Source organism: Janthinobacterium sp. GW823-FHT03B06 (assembly GCF_058796955.1).
In genome coordinates this window covers 318,351-332,146 of record NZ_JBXAJE010000006.1, presented here as the reverse complement: position 1 = coordinate 332,146, position 13,796 = coordinate 318,351, and the positions used below count along the sequence as shown (strand labels likewise).

The 13,796-nt window shown below is 65.4% G+C and carries 13 protein-coding genes; 3 read left to right on the top strand and 10 right to left on the bottom strand.

What is annotated here, in order from left to right; all coding sequences use genetic code 11:
- The first annotated feature begins 168 nt into the window (after positions 1–168).
- Together AC1RBA_RS20885 and AC1RBA_RS20880 are read left to right on the top strand one after the other, a co-directional pair.
- Positions 169–1,113, top strand: coding sequence for a DMT family transporter (locus AC1RBA_RS20885; RefSeq protein WP_492419735.1), 945 nt, complete (start codon positions 169–171; stop codon positions 1,111–1,113).
- Positions 1,110–1,634, top strand: coding sequence for a GNAT family N-acetyltransferase (locus AC1RBA_RS20880; protein WP_070224219.1), 525 nt, complete (start codon positions 1,110–1,112; stop codon positions 1,632–1,634). Before AC1RBA_RS20885 ends, AC1RBA_RS20880 begins: the two co-directional genes overlap by 4 nt.
- Before the next feature lie 203 nt (positions 1,635–1,837).
- Here the strand turns inward: AC1RBA_RS20880 and AC1RBA_RS20875 are convergent, their stop codons facing one another.
- On the bottom strand, positions 1,838–2,131 hold the full coding sequence (locus AC1RBA_RS20875) for a hypothetical protein (protein ID WP_492419734.1): 294 nt from the start codon (positions 2,129–2,131) through the stop codon (positions 1,838–1,840).
- Between the two features lie 59 nt (positions 2,132–2,190).
- Between AC1RBA_RS20875 and AC1RBA_RS20870 the strand changes: the two genes are divergently transcribed.
- Entirely contained in the window at positions 2,191–2,370 is a 180-nt protein-coding gene (locus tag AC1RBA_RS20870) for a hypothetical protein (RefSeq protein ID WP_034746290.1), read from the top strand.
- An 11-nt stretch (positions 2,371–2,381) separates the two neighbouring features.
- On the opposite strand, the gene AC1RBA_RS20865 is transcribed toward AC1RBA_RS20870, so the two are convergent.
- The 9 genes from AC1RBA_RS20865 to AC1RBA_RS20825 form a co-directional block, all read right to left on the bottom strand.
- Positions 2,382–3,827 (bottom strand): glycine betaine ABC transporter substrate-binding protein, encoded by a 1,446-nt coding sequence (locus tag AC1RBA_RS20865; protein WP_492419733.1) that lies wholly within the window; start codon positions 3,825–3,827, stop codon positions 2,382–2,384.
- An 81-nt stretch (positions 3,828–3,908) separates the two neighbouring features.
- Positions 3,909–5,135: an imidazolonepropionase gene (hutI, locus tag AC1RBA_RS20860; RefSeq protein WP_492419732.1), complete on the bottom strand. Its 1,227-nt coding sequence runs from the start codon at positions 5,133–5,135 to the stop codon at positions 3,909–3,911.
- Between the two features lie 12 nt (positions 5,136–5,147).
- Positions 5,148–5,723, bottom strand: coding sequence for a HutD/Ves family protein (locus tag AC1RBA_RS20855; protein ID WP_492419731.1), 576 nt, complete (start codon positions 5,721–5,723; stop codon positions 5,148–5,150).
- A complete protein-coding gene (locus AC1RBA_RS20850; protein WP_492419730.1) occupies positions 5,723–7,111 on the bottom strand; it encodes a formimidoylglutamate deiminase in 1,389 nt (462 codons plus the stop codon). The genes AC1RBA_RS20855 and AC1RBA_RS20850 overlap by 1 nt, the downstream gene beginning before the upstream one ends.
- Positions 7,096–7,899: an N-formylglutamate deformylase gene (gene hutG, locus AC1RBA_RS20845; RefSeq protein WP_492419729.1), complete on the bottom strand. Its 804-nt coding sequence runs from the start codon at positions 7,897–7,899 to the stop codon at positions 7,096–7,098. The genes AC1RBA_RS20850 and hutG overlap by 16 nt, the downstream gene beginning before the upstream one ends.
- A gap of 20 nt (positions 7,900–7,919) precedes the next feature.
- Positions 7,920–9,479 (bottom strand): histidine ammonia-lyase, encoded by a 1,560-nt coding sequence (gene hutH, locus AC1RBA_RS20840; protein ID WP_070291008.1) that lies wholly within the window; start codon positions 9,477–9,479, stop codon positions 7,920–7,922.
- A 19-nt stretch (positions 9,480–9,498) separates the two neighbouring features.
- Positions 9,499–11,202: a urocanate hydratase gene (hutU, locus tag AC1RBA_RS20835; RefSeq protein ID WP_121670522.1), complete on the bottom strand. Its 1,704-nt coding sequence runs from the start codon at positions 11,200–11,202 to the stop codon at positions 9,499–9,501.
- Between the two features lie 127 nt (positions 11,203–11,329).
- On the bottom strand, positions 11,330–13,003 hold the full coding sequence (locus AC1RBA_RS20830) for an amidohydrolase (RefSeq protein WP_492419728.1): 1,674 nt from the start codon (positions 13,001–13,003) through the stop codon (positions 11,330–11,332).
- A 67-nt stretch (positions 13,004–13,070) separates the two neighbouring features.
- Positions 13,071–13,685 (bottom strand): GNAT family N-acetyltransferase, encoded by a 615-nt coding sequence (locus AC1RBA_RS20825; RefSeq protein WP_492419727.1) that lies wholly within the window; start codon positions 13,683–13,685, stop codon positions 13,071–13,073.
- Positions 13,686–13,796 lie beyond the last annotated feature (111 nt).

Genomic DNA, 13,796 nt, shown 5'->3' with positions numbered 1-13,796 from the left:
TACTTGATATTAATGTAAATATTTTCATAAATTCAATATTTTCCAGAAGCACTGCGCTGGCTCAATGCCTGGTGTTTCTTGGCAACACATCGAGCAAGCTCGACCGCACTCGCCATCGCTGCACGATGCCCGCTCGCCATCGCTGCGCGATGCCCGTATACTTGCGCGATGTCCTCTCCTCTCCTGTTCATCATTGCCTGCCTGATCTGGGGCTCCACCTTCTGGGCCATCACCTTGCAGCTGGGCGACGTCGCCCCCGCCGTTTCCGTCGTCTACCGCTTTGGCCTCGCGTCCGCCACCCTGTTTGCCTGGTGCGCCGTGCGCGGCGACCGCCTGCGCCTGCCCTGGCGCGCGCAAAAATGGATGCTGCTGCAGGGCCTGGCCTCGTTTGCCCTCAGCTATGTGTGTACGTATAGTTCGGAGCAATACCTGGTGTCGGCCCTCGTCAGCGTGCTGTTCGCGTTGATGGTGTTCTGGACGCCCTTGCTCAACCGCATTGCCTTCGGCACACAAATCACCTGGAGCACCTGCTGCGCGGCGTTTGTCGCCATCTGCGGTATCGTGCTGCTGTTTTACCAGTCCATCGGCGCGGCGCTGCACGACATCCTCGGTGGCGGCAACGGGCATTTCCTGCTCGGTTTCATGCTGGCCCTGGTGGCCACCGTGTCTAGCACGGCAGGCAATGCCCTCGTCATGAAAGTGCGCGAACAGTCCGGCAATGTGATGCTGACCATGGCCTGGACCATGCTGTGGGGCACCTTGATGGTGGCCTGCTGGGCCATCGCCACAGGCCAGTCCTGGCAGCTGCCCGCGCGCCCCAGTTACTGGATGGGATTGTTGTATCTGGCCCTCTTCGGCTCGGTGATCGCCTTCAGCGCGTATTTCACCCTGATCGCGCGCATCGGCACGCAAAAGACCGTGTATATCGGCGTCGTCACACCCGTCATTTCCGTGCTGCTGTCGGTGCAGTTCGAACATTACCGGCCTGCCCCCATCGAATGGATGGGCATGGTGCTGTGCCTGTCCAGCGTGGCCTGGGCCCTGACGTCGGGCGCGCGCAAGACGGCTGCCGTTTCCTCTCTTTCCACCACTTCATCCGCAAAGGCAACATGAGCACCTCTTCCTCCCTCGCCATCCGTCCCGCGACCGCATCCGACGTGGCGGCCATCTTCGGCATGATCCATGAACTGGCCGTGTTTGAAAAACTCGAACACATGATGATCGCCAAGGAATCCATGCTGCACGACAGCCTGTTCGGCAAGCACCCCGCGTGCGAAGCGCTGGTCGGTGAGGAACATGGTGAAGTAGTGACGTTCGCCCTGTTCTTCCACAACTTTTCCACCTTCCTGTGCCGCAAGGGCCTGTACCTGGAAGACCTGTACGTGAAGCAATCGGTGCGCGGCAAGGGCTATGGCAAGCAGATGCTCGTGGCGCTGGCGCAACTGGCCGTCGAACGCGATTGCGGCCGTTTCGAATGGTCGGTGCTGGACTGGAATGAAAACGCGATCAACTTCTACCAGGGCATGGGCGCGGACGTGATGCCGGACTGGCGCATCTGCCGCGTGGCTGGCGATGCCTTGACGCAATTGTCGGCAGGCACGCCGAAAGCCATTGCATTGGAACCGTCAGAGTAAGTTCCCCAAAAAAAATCCCCGCGGGCTAGCGGCACCGCGGGGTGAACCCATTGTCAAGTGGGAGGGGGAGAATGCAATCAACGGTTATCAATATAAACGCAGCCGCTTGCGATGGCGCAGACCTTTACATTTGCTTACCGGGCCTTACATTTGACTTAAATCTGCTAACCAAGTGTCACCAAGTGTCGCTCGGATGACACTGATTATTTCCGTGGTTCAATCAATGTGCCGTGCAAGCCGATATGTTGTTGCGCAACCCCACTGCCACCCTGCGAATTTTTATAGATTTGGTACACTGTCAGGCAGGCGATGCAGCCAGCAACCACGGCAAAAATGACCATGCGACGCTCCTTGAGTATGCTTGATGGGATCAGGGCTCGCGGCTGATGATGTCCAGGCGAGCAGGGAAGATTCAGTGTGGCATCTGCGACGTTGGGGGCATTGCGCAATGTCAAACGCGCCAATTTGACGGGGTCATGGCGTTTGATATGACGCAAAGTGGCGGCATTCCGCTCACACAAAATGAACGCATCATTTCGTATCCGGGAGCCACATCATGAATGTCTCTGCCAAACCGCTCGTCATGAAGATCTACCGCGCCTACCTGCGTTCCCGCCTGGAACGCTACACGCGCGACTTGCAAGCCATCGCCGAACAGCGCGAAAACGACTTCCAGGCCGAACGCATCCTGCACCAGGCCGTCGTCTCGGTGCGCTCGAAACTGCACTCGCTGTAACCGTGATGCCGTCAGCGCTGCCGGCCGGCCACGGCCCAACGCTCCACCAGTTCGAACAGGCCTTGCGTCAGCAGGGCCAGCACGGCTGCGGGGATCGCGCCGGCCAGCAGCATGTCGTTGTCATTCAGCGCCAGGCCGATGGTGATGCGTTCGCCATAGCCACCCGCGCCGATGAAGGCGGCGATGGTGGCCGTGCCCACGCTCATCACGGCCGCCGTTTTCACGCCCGCCAGCATCACGGGCAAGGCCAGCGGCAAGTCCACATGCAGCAGGCGGTCGCGCCGGCTCAAGCCCAGCGCCAGCGCCGCCATGCGCAAGCCTTGCGGCACCTGCAAGATGCCCGTGCACGTGTTGCGCACGATGGGCAGCAAGGCGTACACGAATAGCGCCACCAGCGCTGGCACCAATCCGATCATGCCCAGCACGGGAATCAATATCGCCAGCAGGGCCAGCGACGGCACCGTCTGCAGCACGCCGACGAAGGCCAGCACGGTTTGCCGCAGCGGCGCCGAAAACGCCGCCAGTACGCCCAGCGGAATGCCGATCAGGCACGCCAGGGCCACCGACAGCAGTACCAGCGTCAGGTGCTGGCGCGTCAGGGTCCACAGATCGTCGCCGATGATTTTATCGAGCAAACCGCTGCGCGCGGCGGCCGGTGTGTTCGCCCGCTTGCCCGATGCCAGCCACTGCCGCGCCACGCCGGCAAAGCTCTTGCCGTCGATTTCCACGGCCGCATTCATGGCGATCATGTCGCCCTCGCTGATGCGCCCCTGCAACCCTTGCAAGGCTTGCCAGGCAGCAGGAAAACGCTGCGGCACGTCGAGCCGGTACAGCAGCATGGCGTCGTAGCGGGGAAAATACTGCTGCGTGTCAGCCAGCACGCGCAAGCCATACTGGCGGATCTTCGCGTCCGTCGAATAGATGTCGATCACATCCACCTGGCGCTGCGCCAGCGCTTCATAGGCGATGCCGTGATCGAGTCCGCGCGGGCGCTGCGGCAGTCCATAGCGCGCGGCCAGGCCCGGCCAGCCATCGATCCTGCCGATGAATTCATGCGACAGGCCGAATGTCAGGGCCGGGTGCTGCGCCAGCTGCGCCAGGCTCGTGATGGATGTTTCATCGCCGCGCATGGCCAGCGCATACGTATTGTTAAAGCCCAGCGGCACGGCCACGCCCAGCCCCAGCGCCGCCAGCTCGCGCCGCATCTGCGTCAGGTCGATGGCTTTGTCGTGCTTGAGAATTTCGCTGGCGATGGTGCCCATGTATTCGGCATATACGTCGATGCTGCCCGCCTGCAGCGCGGCGAGCACGATGGCCGTGTTGCCCAGGCCCTGGCGGTGCTGCGCCCTGACGTGCGGCGCGGCGCTCTGCTTGACGATTTCGCCGAGGATGTACGATTCCGTGAAACGCTTCGAACCCACCTTCAGGGTGCCGCCATCCATGGCAAGGGAGGACATGGGCGCGGCGGAGAAGACTAGTAACAACAGCAAGTAAAACGGCAAATAGGCAGCACGCACGCGGCGCTCCAGGACGGATGATCAATCCGGCAAGCTTACCACCGGCGCGCGCCAGACACCGCCGTGCACCACGCCCGCGCACGGGTTCAGGCCCAGCGCATACGCCAGGTCGGCCGGGCGCGCGATGCGCCACAGGGCGAAATCGGCGCGCTTGCCCACTGCCAGGCTGCCCGTTTCCTGCTGCAAGCCCAGCGCGCGCGCCGCATGGCACGTAACACCGGCCAGCGCTTCCTGCGGCGTCAAGCGCCACAAGGTGCACGCCATGTTCATCGCCAGCAGCAATGACGTCATCGGCGACGTGCCCGGGTTGCAATCGGTGGACACGGCCATCGGCACGCCGGCCGCGCGCAAATCTGAGATGGGAGGTTGCTGTACTTCGCGCAAAAAATAATACGCGCCCGGCAGCAGCACGGCCACCGTGCCATGCCGCGCCATGGCGGCGATGCCCTCGTCCGACAGGAATTCCAGGTGGTCGGCCGACAGGCCGCCGTAGCGGGCCACCAGCGCCGCGCCGCCCAAATCCGACAGCTGCTCCGCATGCAGTTTGACGGGCAGGCCCAGCGCCTGCGCCGCCTCGAACACCGTTTCGGTTTGCGCCAGCGTAAAGCCGATGCGCTCGCAAAACGCGTCGACGGCGTCAACCAGTCCATCGCCGGCCAGCCGGGGCAGCATCTGCGCGCACAGCAGCTCGATATACGCATCGGCCTGTCCCGCGTATTCGGGCGGCAGCGCGTGCGCGCCGAGGAAGGTGGTGCGCACGGATACGGGCAGCTCTTGCCCGATGCGGCGCGCCACGCGCAGCATCTTCGCCTCGCTGTCCGCATCGAGGCCGTAGCCGGACTTGATCTCCAGCGTGGTCACGCCTTCGGCCAGCAGCGCCAGCACGCGGGGCAGGCTTTGCCGCAGCAATTCATCGTCGCTGGCCGCGCGCGTGGCGCGCACGGTGGACATGATGCCGCCGCCGGCGCGGCTGATGTCTTCATAGCTGGCGCCATTCAGGCGCGCCTCGAATTCGTCGCTGCGGTTGCCCGCGTGGACGATGTGCGTATGGCAGTCGATCAGGCCGGGCGTCAGCCAACAGCCCTGGCCGTCAATCAGCACCGCGCCGCTGGCCGGCAGCTCGTCGCCGGGACCGAACCAGGCGATGCGGCCATCCTTGACGGCGATGGCCGCGTCGAGCAGCTCGCCGTAGCCGTGCTCCATCGTGGCCAGGTGGACGTTGTGGATGACCATGTCCCAGTCTTGCATCGTTTTTCTCTCCTAGATGAACAGGTCGACGCGCAATACGGCCGTGCGCTGCAAGGCGTCGAGACGCCATTCCTGCGCATCGTCGGCGTCCAGCAGCAGCGCGTCATGGCGGGCCAGCGCGAACTGCTGCTCGCCACCGCGCGCCAGCACGTGGCCTTCGCCGGCGACGAACAGCAGGGTCGCCGTGCTGCGCCGTACCAGCTTGCCCGGCGCCGTGATTTTTTCCAGCTGATGGCGGCAGCGGTCGCGCCGCGTCATCACATTGAAATCCGTCGTCGGCCCCTTGACCTGCGCCTCCACGGCGGCCTCGCCGGGAAACCACAGCATCGGTTGCGCCGCGCTCAAAACCACCTTGCGCGTGCCGTCGAGCGTCAGCTGCACGCTGTCGCCATCGACCAGCATCAGGCTGCGGTCAATGCCGGGAAAGCTGGAAAACGGCCCGCTGGCCGTGATCGTCGCCAGGCTGATACGCCAGTCAAAATCGTCGAAACCGGCGTCCGGCGGAGAAATGGCGATTTCCGTCGTGCTGCCGCCGCCGTTTTTCCACGGCGCGGCGCGCAGGTATTCCTGTGGGATGAAGGTCGCCATCAGAGCGCCCTCAGTTGTGCCAGGGTGCGCTTGTAGGCGGTGGCGATGGCGTCCTGCGCCACGTGGCGCCCGTCGCGCACCTGCCACTGGCCGCCGCACAGCACGTCGCGCACCAGCTTGTCGTTGCCGCAGAAGATAAAACTGCCCAGCACGTCGGCGATGTCCACGCCGCACAGGTTCACATGCGCGTCGTCGAGCACCAGCACATCGGCGCGGCAGCCCGGTGCCAAAGCACCGAGCTTGCGTCCGGCCGCCTGCGCGCCGCCCCGCAAGGCTGCCTGCCACAGATAGTCGCCCACATGGCGCTGCTCCGGCGTGGCGGCCACATTGCGCTGCTGGCGCTGCAAGCGCTGGCCGTATTCGAGCCAGCGCAATTCTTCCACGGGCGACTGCGACACGTGGCTGTCGCTGCCGACGCCGAAACGCCCGCCGGCGGCGATGAATTCGGCCAGCGGGAACAGGCCGTCGCCCAGGTTCGCCTCCGTCGTCGGGCACAGGCCCGCGACAGCGCCGCTGGCGGCCATCCGCGCCACCTCGTCGGGCTGCACATGCGTGGCATGCACGAGGCACCAGCGCGCATCGACGTCGACCTGGTCGTACAAATACTGCACCGGGCGCCGGCCGCTGTAGTCGAGGCACTGGCGCACCTCGCCCTGCTGCTCGGCGATGTGGATGTGGATAGGGCGATCTGCGGGCAGCGCTTGCGCCACTTCGCGGATCTGCGCCATGCCGGCGGCGCGCAGCGAATGCGGCGCAAAGCCCACTTCCACCTGCCCGCCGCGCTGCGGCGCCAGCGCCTCGATGATGCGCAAGACATCGTCCACACCCGTGCGGAAGCGCGCCTGCTCGGGTTTGAGGGGCTGTGCGCCCAAGCCCGCATGGCTGTACAGCACGGGCAGCATGGTCATGCCGATGCCGCTGACGCGCGCCGCGGCCAGCACCCGTTCAGCCGTTTCGGCGGGACGCGCATACAGGGCGCCAGCCGCATCGCGCTGCAGGTAGTGAAATTCGCAGACGGACGTGTAGCCATGGCGCAGGCATTCGGCAAACAGCTGCGCGGCGATGGACTCCATCTGTTCCGGCGTGATGCCGCGCGCGAAGCGGTACATCAGCTCGCGCCAGGTCCAGAAGCTGTCCGCTACCTGATTAACCTCGTCACCCGCAACCTCCGTCATGCCGCCCAGCGCCCGCTGGAAGGCATGCGAATGCAGGTTGACCATGCCGGGCAAGACATACTCGGCCACTTCCGCGCCGGGCGGCGGCGCGACGCTCTCTGTAATCTGCGTCAAGTCGCCGGCCGCATCCCATTCCAGCAGCACGTCGCGGCGCCAGCCTTGCGGCAGCAGCGCGTGGCGCGCGAACAGACAGGTACTCAACGCGCCACCCATGCCACGGCCGCTTCCATCATCTGGCGCAGCAGCGGCTGCACCCGGGCCGCCAGGTCGGGCCGGTAGCCGAATGGCGCCGCCTCGTCCATGCCAGGTTCATTCATGTACAGGCACTGGCACATCTCGAGCTGGATCGCATGCACGCGCTTGGCCGGCTGGCCGTAATGGCGCGTGATATGCCCCCCCTTGAAGCGGCCATTCAAGGCCACGGTAAATGCATCCTGCGCGCGCGCGATATCCACCACGGCGGACGTCAGGCCGCTGTCGCAGCTGGCGCCATCGGCCGTGCCGAAGTTCAGGTCGGGCAGCTTGCCGTCGAAGAAGCGCGGCACATGCGAGGCGATGGAATGGGCATCCCACAGCACCACGGCGCCATGCACGCGCAGCAGGCGGTCCAGTTCCGCGCGCAGCTGCGCATGATACGGCGCCCAGTAGCGCTGCAATCGGCGCTGCACGTCGGCCGCATCGGGTTCCTTGCCGGCCAGGTACAGCGGCTCGCGGTGGAAGGTATCGTTGGGCAGCAAGCCCGTCGTGTCCTGGCCCGGGTACAGATTCGTGTCTTCCTGCGGGCGGTTCAAGTCGATGGTGTAGCGCGACCAGCGCGCCGACAGCACGGACGCGTCCATCTCCTGCAAAAAGCCGTACAGCTCGCGCAAATGCCAGTCCGTGTCGGCCTTGATGAGGGCCTGCGGCGTCATGCGCGCGGCGATATCGTCCGGTATGTCGGTGCCCACATGGGGCATCGACACGAGCAGCGGGATGCTGCCTTCGTTGAAGCGGAAATCCATGCTTGTCTCCTTGCTCCCGCTTAAGCGTACAGCGGGGCGAACAAATTCTTGCAGGTGCTGCTCAATTCACCCTGCAACACCATCTGCTTGGCCGCTTCGATATCGGGCGCAAAGAAGCGGTCGGCGTCGAAGAACGGCACTTTCTGGCGCAGCTGGTGGTGCACGTGCTCCAGGTGCGGCGAGGTTTTCAGCGGACGGTGGAAATCGATGCCCTGCGCGGCGGCCAGCAACTCGATGCCGACGATGACGGCCGTGTTGTGCGCCATGTCGTCCAGGCGGCGCCCGGCGAACGTGGCCATGCTCACGTGGTCTTCCTGGTTGGCGGACGTGGGCAGGCTGTCGACGCTGGCCGGATGGGCGAGCGACTTGTTTTCCGACGCCAGCGCGGCGGCCGTCACGTGGGCGATCATGAAGCCGGAATTGACGCCCGGATCGCGCACGAGAAACGGCGGCAAGCCGGACAACGTGGCGTCGATCAGCAGCGCGATGCGGCGCTCGGCCAGGGCGCCGATTTCGGCGATCGCCAGCGCCAGCGTGTCGGCGGCAAAGGCCACCGGCTCGGCATGGAAGTTCCCGCCCGAGACGATTTCCGCCTGCCCGTTGGGGCCATCCTGGAAGATCAGCGGATTGTCCGTGACGGCATTGGCTTCGATCAGCAGGGTACGGCCCACGTTGCCGATCAGATCGAGGCAGGCGCCCATGACTTGCGGCTGGCAGCGCAGGCTGTACGGGTCCTGCACGCGCTCGTCGCCTTCCAGGTGCGAGGCGCGGATCGCGCTGTTGGCTACCAGCTGGCGGTACATCTGCGCGGCCAGTATCTGCCCCGGCTGTCCCCGCACGGCGTGCACGCGCGCGTCGAACGGCGCATCGCTGCCCTTGGCCGCGTCGAGCGACAGCGCGCCCGTGACCATGGCCGCTTCCAGCAGACGCTCGGCCATGAACAGGCCATGCAGCGCCAGCGCGTTCGACACCTGCGTGCCGTTGATCAGGGCCAGGCCTTCTTTCGCCGCCAGCACGACGGGCGCGATGCCCGCCTGCGCCAAGGCATCGGGCGCCGCCATCAATTCGCCGTTGACGCGCACCTCGCCCACGCCCAGCATGGCCAGGGTCATGTGCGACAGCGGTGCCAGGTCGCCCGAGGCGCCGACGGAGCCCTTGGCGGGAATGGCCGGCATGATGCCCGCGTTGTACAGGGCGATCAGGGTGTCGACGATCAGCGGGCGCACGCCGGAAAAGCCGCGCGCCAGGCTGCCGATCTTCATCAGCATGATCAGGCGCACGACGGCGTCCGACAGCAGTTCGCCCGTGCCGACGGAGTGCGACAGGATCAGGTTGCGCTGCAATTGCTCGAGCTTTTCATCGGGGATGCGCGTCTTGGCGAGCAGGCCGAAGCCCGTGTTGATGCCGTAGGCCGCATCGCCCTTGGCGACGATGGCCTGCACTGCGCCGGCCGACGCCTCGATGACGGGATAGGCCTCGGCGGCGAGGATCAGTTTGGCGGGCGCGGCCCAGACGGCGCGCAGGTCGCCCAGGGTCATCGCGCCCGGTTTCAGGGTCCAACTTTTGGCATGCTGTGTCATAGTCATTCGCATCAAGGTCTCAAGGAAGCATTGGAAGAATCAGGCCGTTGCGCTTGGCGCAGGCGGCTGCGGTTTCATAGCCGGCATCGGCATGGCGCATCACGCCCGAGCCGCTGTCGTTGACCAGCACCCGGGCCAGGCGTTTCGCCGCGCTGTCCGTGCCGTCGGCCACGATGACCATGCCCGCATGCTGAGAATACCCCATTCCCACGCCGCCGCCATGGTGCAGCGAGACCCAGGTGGCGCCGCCGGCCGTGTTCAGCATGGCGTTGAGCAGCGGCCAGTCGGAGACGGCGTCCGTGCCGTCCTTCATGCTTTCCGTCTCGCGGTTCGGGCTGGCGACGGAACCCGTGTCCAGGTGGTCGCGGCCGATGACGATGGGCGCCTTCAGTTCGCCCGTGCGCACCATCTCGTTGAAGGCCAGGCCGGCGATGTGGCGCTCGCCCAGTCCCAGCCAGCAGATGCGCGCCGGCAGGCCCTGGAAGGCGATGCGCTCGCGCGCCATGTCCAGCCAGTGGTGCACCTGCTTGTGGTGCGGGAACAGCTCCTTGATCTTCGCATCCGTTTTATAGATGTCTTCCGGGTCGCCCGACAGGGCCACCCAGCGGAACGGCCCCCGCCCTTCGCAGAACTGCGGGCGGATATACGCGGGCACGAAACCGGGGAAGTCGAAGGCGTTCTGCACGCCCTGATCGAACGCCACCTGGCGGATGTTGTTGCCGTAATCGACAGTGTGCACGCCCATGGCGTGGAAATCGAGCATGGCCTGCACGTGGGCGGCGCAGGAATCGGCAGCGGCCACCGTCAGGCGCGCGTGGCGCTGCGGGTCCTGCTGCGCCGCCTTCCAGTCCGACACGCTCCAGCCGCGCGGCAGGTAGCCGTTGACCAGGTCGTGCGCGGACGTCTGGTCCGTCACCAGGTCCGGCACCAGGCCGCCCGCCTTGGCGCGGCGCACCAATTCCGGCAGCACTTCGGCCGCGTTGCCCAGGAGGCCAATCGAAATGGCTTCCTTGCGTTCGGTGTGATATTTCACCAGCGCCAAAGCTTCGTCCAGGCTGGCCGCCTGCTTGTCCAGGTAGCGCGTGCGCAAGCGGAAGTCGATGCTGCTTTGCTGGCATTCGATATTGAGCGAGACGGCGCCCGCCATGGTGGCGGCCAGCGGCTGCGCGCCGCCCATGCCGCCCAGGCCCGCCGTCAGGATCCAGCGCCCGCCCCAGTCGCCGCCGAAATGCTGGCGGCCCGCCTCGGCGAAGGTTTCATACGTGCCCTGCACGATGCCCTGCGTGCCGATGTAGATCCAGCTGCCGGCCGTCATCTGGCCGTACATGAACAGGCCCTGGCGATCGAGTTCGTTGAAGTGTTCCCAATTGGCCCATTTCGGCACCAGGTTGGAGTTCGCGATCAGCACGCGCGGCGCGTCCGCATGGGTCTGGAACACGCCCACCGGCTTGCCGGACTGGATCAGCAAAGTCTGGTCGTCTTCCAGCTCGCGCAGCGAGGCGAGGATCTGGTCGAAACAGGCCCAGTTGCGGGCCGCGCGGCCGATGCCGCCGTAGACGACCAGGTGCTGCGGATTTTCCGCCACTTCCGGGTCCAGGTTGTTTTGCAACATGCGGTAGGCCGCCTCGGCCTGCCAACTCTTGCAAGCCATGACCGTGCCGCGCGGGGCGCGGATGGTACGGCTGGCATCAAAGCGTGGATCGGTGTCCATTGTGCTGTTCATGCTGTCTCCTCGTAGGGTGCGAGCGGGCGTATTTAGACCGCTCCTGTACTCCCAGCATAGGTTGTCTATACAACCAAGTCAACAGATTTTCTTTTGGGGTCAGACCCGACGGGTCTGACCCCGGCCCTCATTTTTTCTCGAACACGCGCTTGCCCGCCACCCACGTCTGCAGCACCTGCGTCTTGCCGATGGCGGCTGGTGACACCTTGAACAGGTCCTGGTCGACGACGATGAAATCCGCCCATTTGCCCGTTTCCAGCGTGCCGATGACCTTTTCCTGGTGCGCCGCCCAGGCCGCGTCCAAGGTGAAGCAGCGCAGCGCCTCGGTGACCGTCATGGCTTGCTGCGGATACCAGCCGCCGGCCGGGAACCCCTCGCTGTTTTGCCGCGTGACGGCCGCGTGGATGCCCTCGAACGGGTTCGGCGACTCGATGGGGAAGTCCGAACCGCAGGCGATGCGCGAACCCTGCTTGAGGAAGGTGCGCCACGCATACGCGCCCTTGATGCGTTCGTGGCCCACGCGCTGCTCCGCCATGTTCTGGTCGGACGTGGCGTGCGTGGGCTGCATCGACGGCACGATGCCCAGACTCTTGAAACGGGGGATGTCGCTCAATTGCACCACCTGCGCGTGCTCCATGCGGTGGCGCAGGCCCACGCTATGGTATTGCGCGATCAAGGCTTCATAGCCGTCGAGGATTTGATGGTTGCCCGCGTCGCCGATGGCGTGCACGTTCACCTGGTAGCCGGCGCGCATGGCTTTTTCCATCTTCGCGCGCATGGCGTCGTCCTTGTAGAACAGCAGGCCGCTGGTAGAAGGATCGTCGCTGTACGGCGCCAGCAGGGCCGCGCCGCGGCTGCCCAGGGCCCCGTCGGACAGCAGTTTGACGGCGCGCAAGGCGTACATGTCGCGCGCATAGCTTTTTAATGGGCCGCTTTTTGACAATGCGTCGAAGTCTTCCGTGGTATCGGCAATCATGCCGTAGACGCGCACCGTCAATTTTCCGTGGTCCGCATAGTCGCGGAACAGCCGGTCCTGCATCTGGCCGATGCCCGCATCGTGCACGCTGGTCAGGCCCGCCTGCGACAGCTGCGCCAGCGCGCCATCGAGGGCGGCGCGGTTTTCCACGTCGCCCGGCTTGGGCAGCACGGCATCCATCAAGTCCATGGCATTGTCGACCAGCACGCCGGTGGCATTGCCGTCCGCATCGCGGACTATCTTGCCGCCGGCCGGATCTTGCGTGGCGGGCGTGATGCCGGCCAGCGCCAGCGCGCGGCTGTTGGCCCAGCCCGCGTGGCCATCGACCCGGCGCAGCCACACGGGCCGCGCGCTTTCCGCCGCATCGAGTTCCGCGGCCGTGGGAAAGCGCCCCAGCTTCCAGATTTCCTGGTTCCAGCCGCTGCCGACGATCCAATTGCGCTCGGGATGCGCGCGGGCGAAGTCGCCCACGGCCTGCACGGCGGCCTGCAGCGACGACGAACCGTACAGCATCACGCCGCTGGCGATCGTCCCCAGGCCGAACACGTGGCCGTGCGCGTCGATCAGGCCGGGCAGCACGGTTTTTCCCTGCACGTCGACGTGCAGGGCACCCTTGGCCGCCTTGCGTTTCACCTGCGCGGCGCTGCCGACGGCGAGGAGTTTTCCAGCGTCGTCAAACGCCAGCGCCGTAAAACGCCGCACCTTGCCATTCGCGTCGAGCGTGTAGCCATTCGCATTGTCGATGACCGTGTCGGCATGGGCGTGGGTCAAGGTGCCCAGGCAGGCGAGAACTAGCAGGGTGCGGCGCAGGTGCGGGGTCGGCATTTCCATCTCCAGGTCTTTTAATAAATGAGTGAAAAGACGAGTGTATAGAAATTGGCAAAATGGTCAATCAGGCAGCGTGCGGCGGCCTTACCATCAGCCAGTAATCGCAGCCCGTGACGGCTTCCGCGTAACGCCCCGCCACCACGAAGCCCAGGCGGGCATAAAACGGCAGGGTGCGCTCGTTGTAGGTCTCCAGGAAGCACGCGGCGCCCGCCGCATCGACGGCAGCCAGTCCCGGCGCCAGCACGGACGCACCCAATCCCCTGCCCTGTGCATCCGGCGCGATACCGGCGATCGACAGATACCACGCATCCTGCAGGGCATGCGGCGCCAGCGCGTGCTCCATGTTCCCGACGATGGCCGTGAAATGCGCGTAGCCCTGCTCTCCCAGCAGCACGTGCAAGGCATCCTCGCGCTGCGCGTAGGCGGCCTGGCGCTGGGCTGCCGGCGCATCCGTCGTCCAGATGGCGGCACCATTTCCTACCGCATCAGCCAGGTCGACGCGCCCCGCCTGCTCGCCCTCGGCCAGCGCCAGCGCGAAATAGGCTTCCAGCATGGCCAGCCGCGCCGCTTCATCCTCGCCGCACGCCACCGTGACGGCACGGTAGAACGGGTCGCCGATCAGGGCGGAGGCCAGGCTGCGGGCGGTGCGGGAGGCTTCGGTGTGTGAGGCACGGGACATGATTCTCTTTCTGTTCGTTGTATCTTGCGACGCCCTGCATCTTAACGCAAGCGCCCAAGCCTTGCGCCCAGTCAATACCTCCCCGCCGCCGCTGGCCTACGCTGGCGTTTT

Bases quoted from the DNA above. Each gene is read 5' to 3' on its own strand.
- AC1RBA_RS20870 (WP_034746290.1), top strand. From the start codon at position 2,191: ATGAATGTCTCTGCCAAACCGCTCGTCATGAAGATCTACCGCGCCTAC.
- hutI (WP_492419732.1), bottom strand. From the start codon at position 5,135: ATGCAAGACTGGGACATGGTCATCCACAACGTCCACCTGGCCACGATG.
- AC1RBA_RS20850 (WP_492419730.1), bottom strand. From the start codon at position 7,111: ATGGGTGGCGCGTTGAGTACCTGTCTGTTCGCGCGCCACGCGCTGCTG.
- AC1RBA_RS20855 (WP_492419731.1), bottom strand. From the start codon at position 5,723: ATGGCGACCTTCATCCCACAGGAATACCTGCGCGCCGCGCCGTGGAAA.
- hutG (WP_492419729.1), bottom strand. From the start codon at position 7,899: ATGGATTTCCGCTTCAACGAAGGCAGCATCCCGCTGCTCGTGTCGATG.
- hutH (WP_070291008.1), bottom strand. From the start codon at position 9,479: ATGACACAGCATGCCAAAAGTTGGACCCTGAAACCGGGCGCGATGACC.
- AC1RBA_RS20880 (WP_070224219.1), top strand. From the start codon at position 1,110: ATGAGCACCTCTTCCTCCCTCGCCATCCGTCCCGCGACCGCATCCGAC.
- AC1RBA_RS20830 (WP_492419728.1), bottom strand. From the start codon at position 13,003: ATGCCGACCCCGCACCTGCGCCGCACCCTGCTAGTTCTCGCCTGCCTG.
- hutU (WP_121670522.1), bottom strand. From the start codon at position 11,202: ATGAACAGCACAATGGACACCGATCCACGCTTTGATGCCAGCCGTACC.
- AC1RBA_RS20825 (WP_492419727.1), bottom strand. From the start codon at position 13,685: ATGTCCCGTGCCTCACACACCGAAGCCTCCCGCACCGCCCGCAGCCTG.
- AC1RBA_RS20865 (WP_492419733.1), bottom strand. From the start codon at position 3,827: ATGTCCTCCCTTGCCATGGATGGCGGCACCCTGAAGGTGGGTTCGAAG.
- AC1RBA_RS20885 (WP_492419735.1), top strand. From the start codon at position 169: ATGTCCTCTCCTCTCCTGTTCATCATTGCCTGCCTGATCTGGGGCTCC.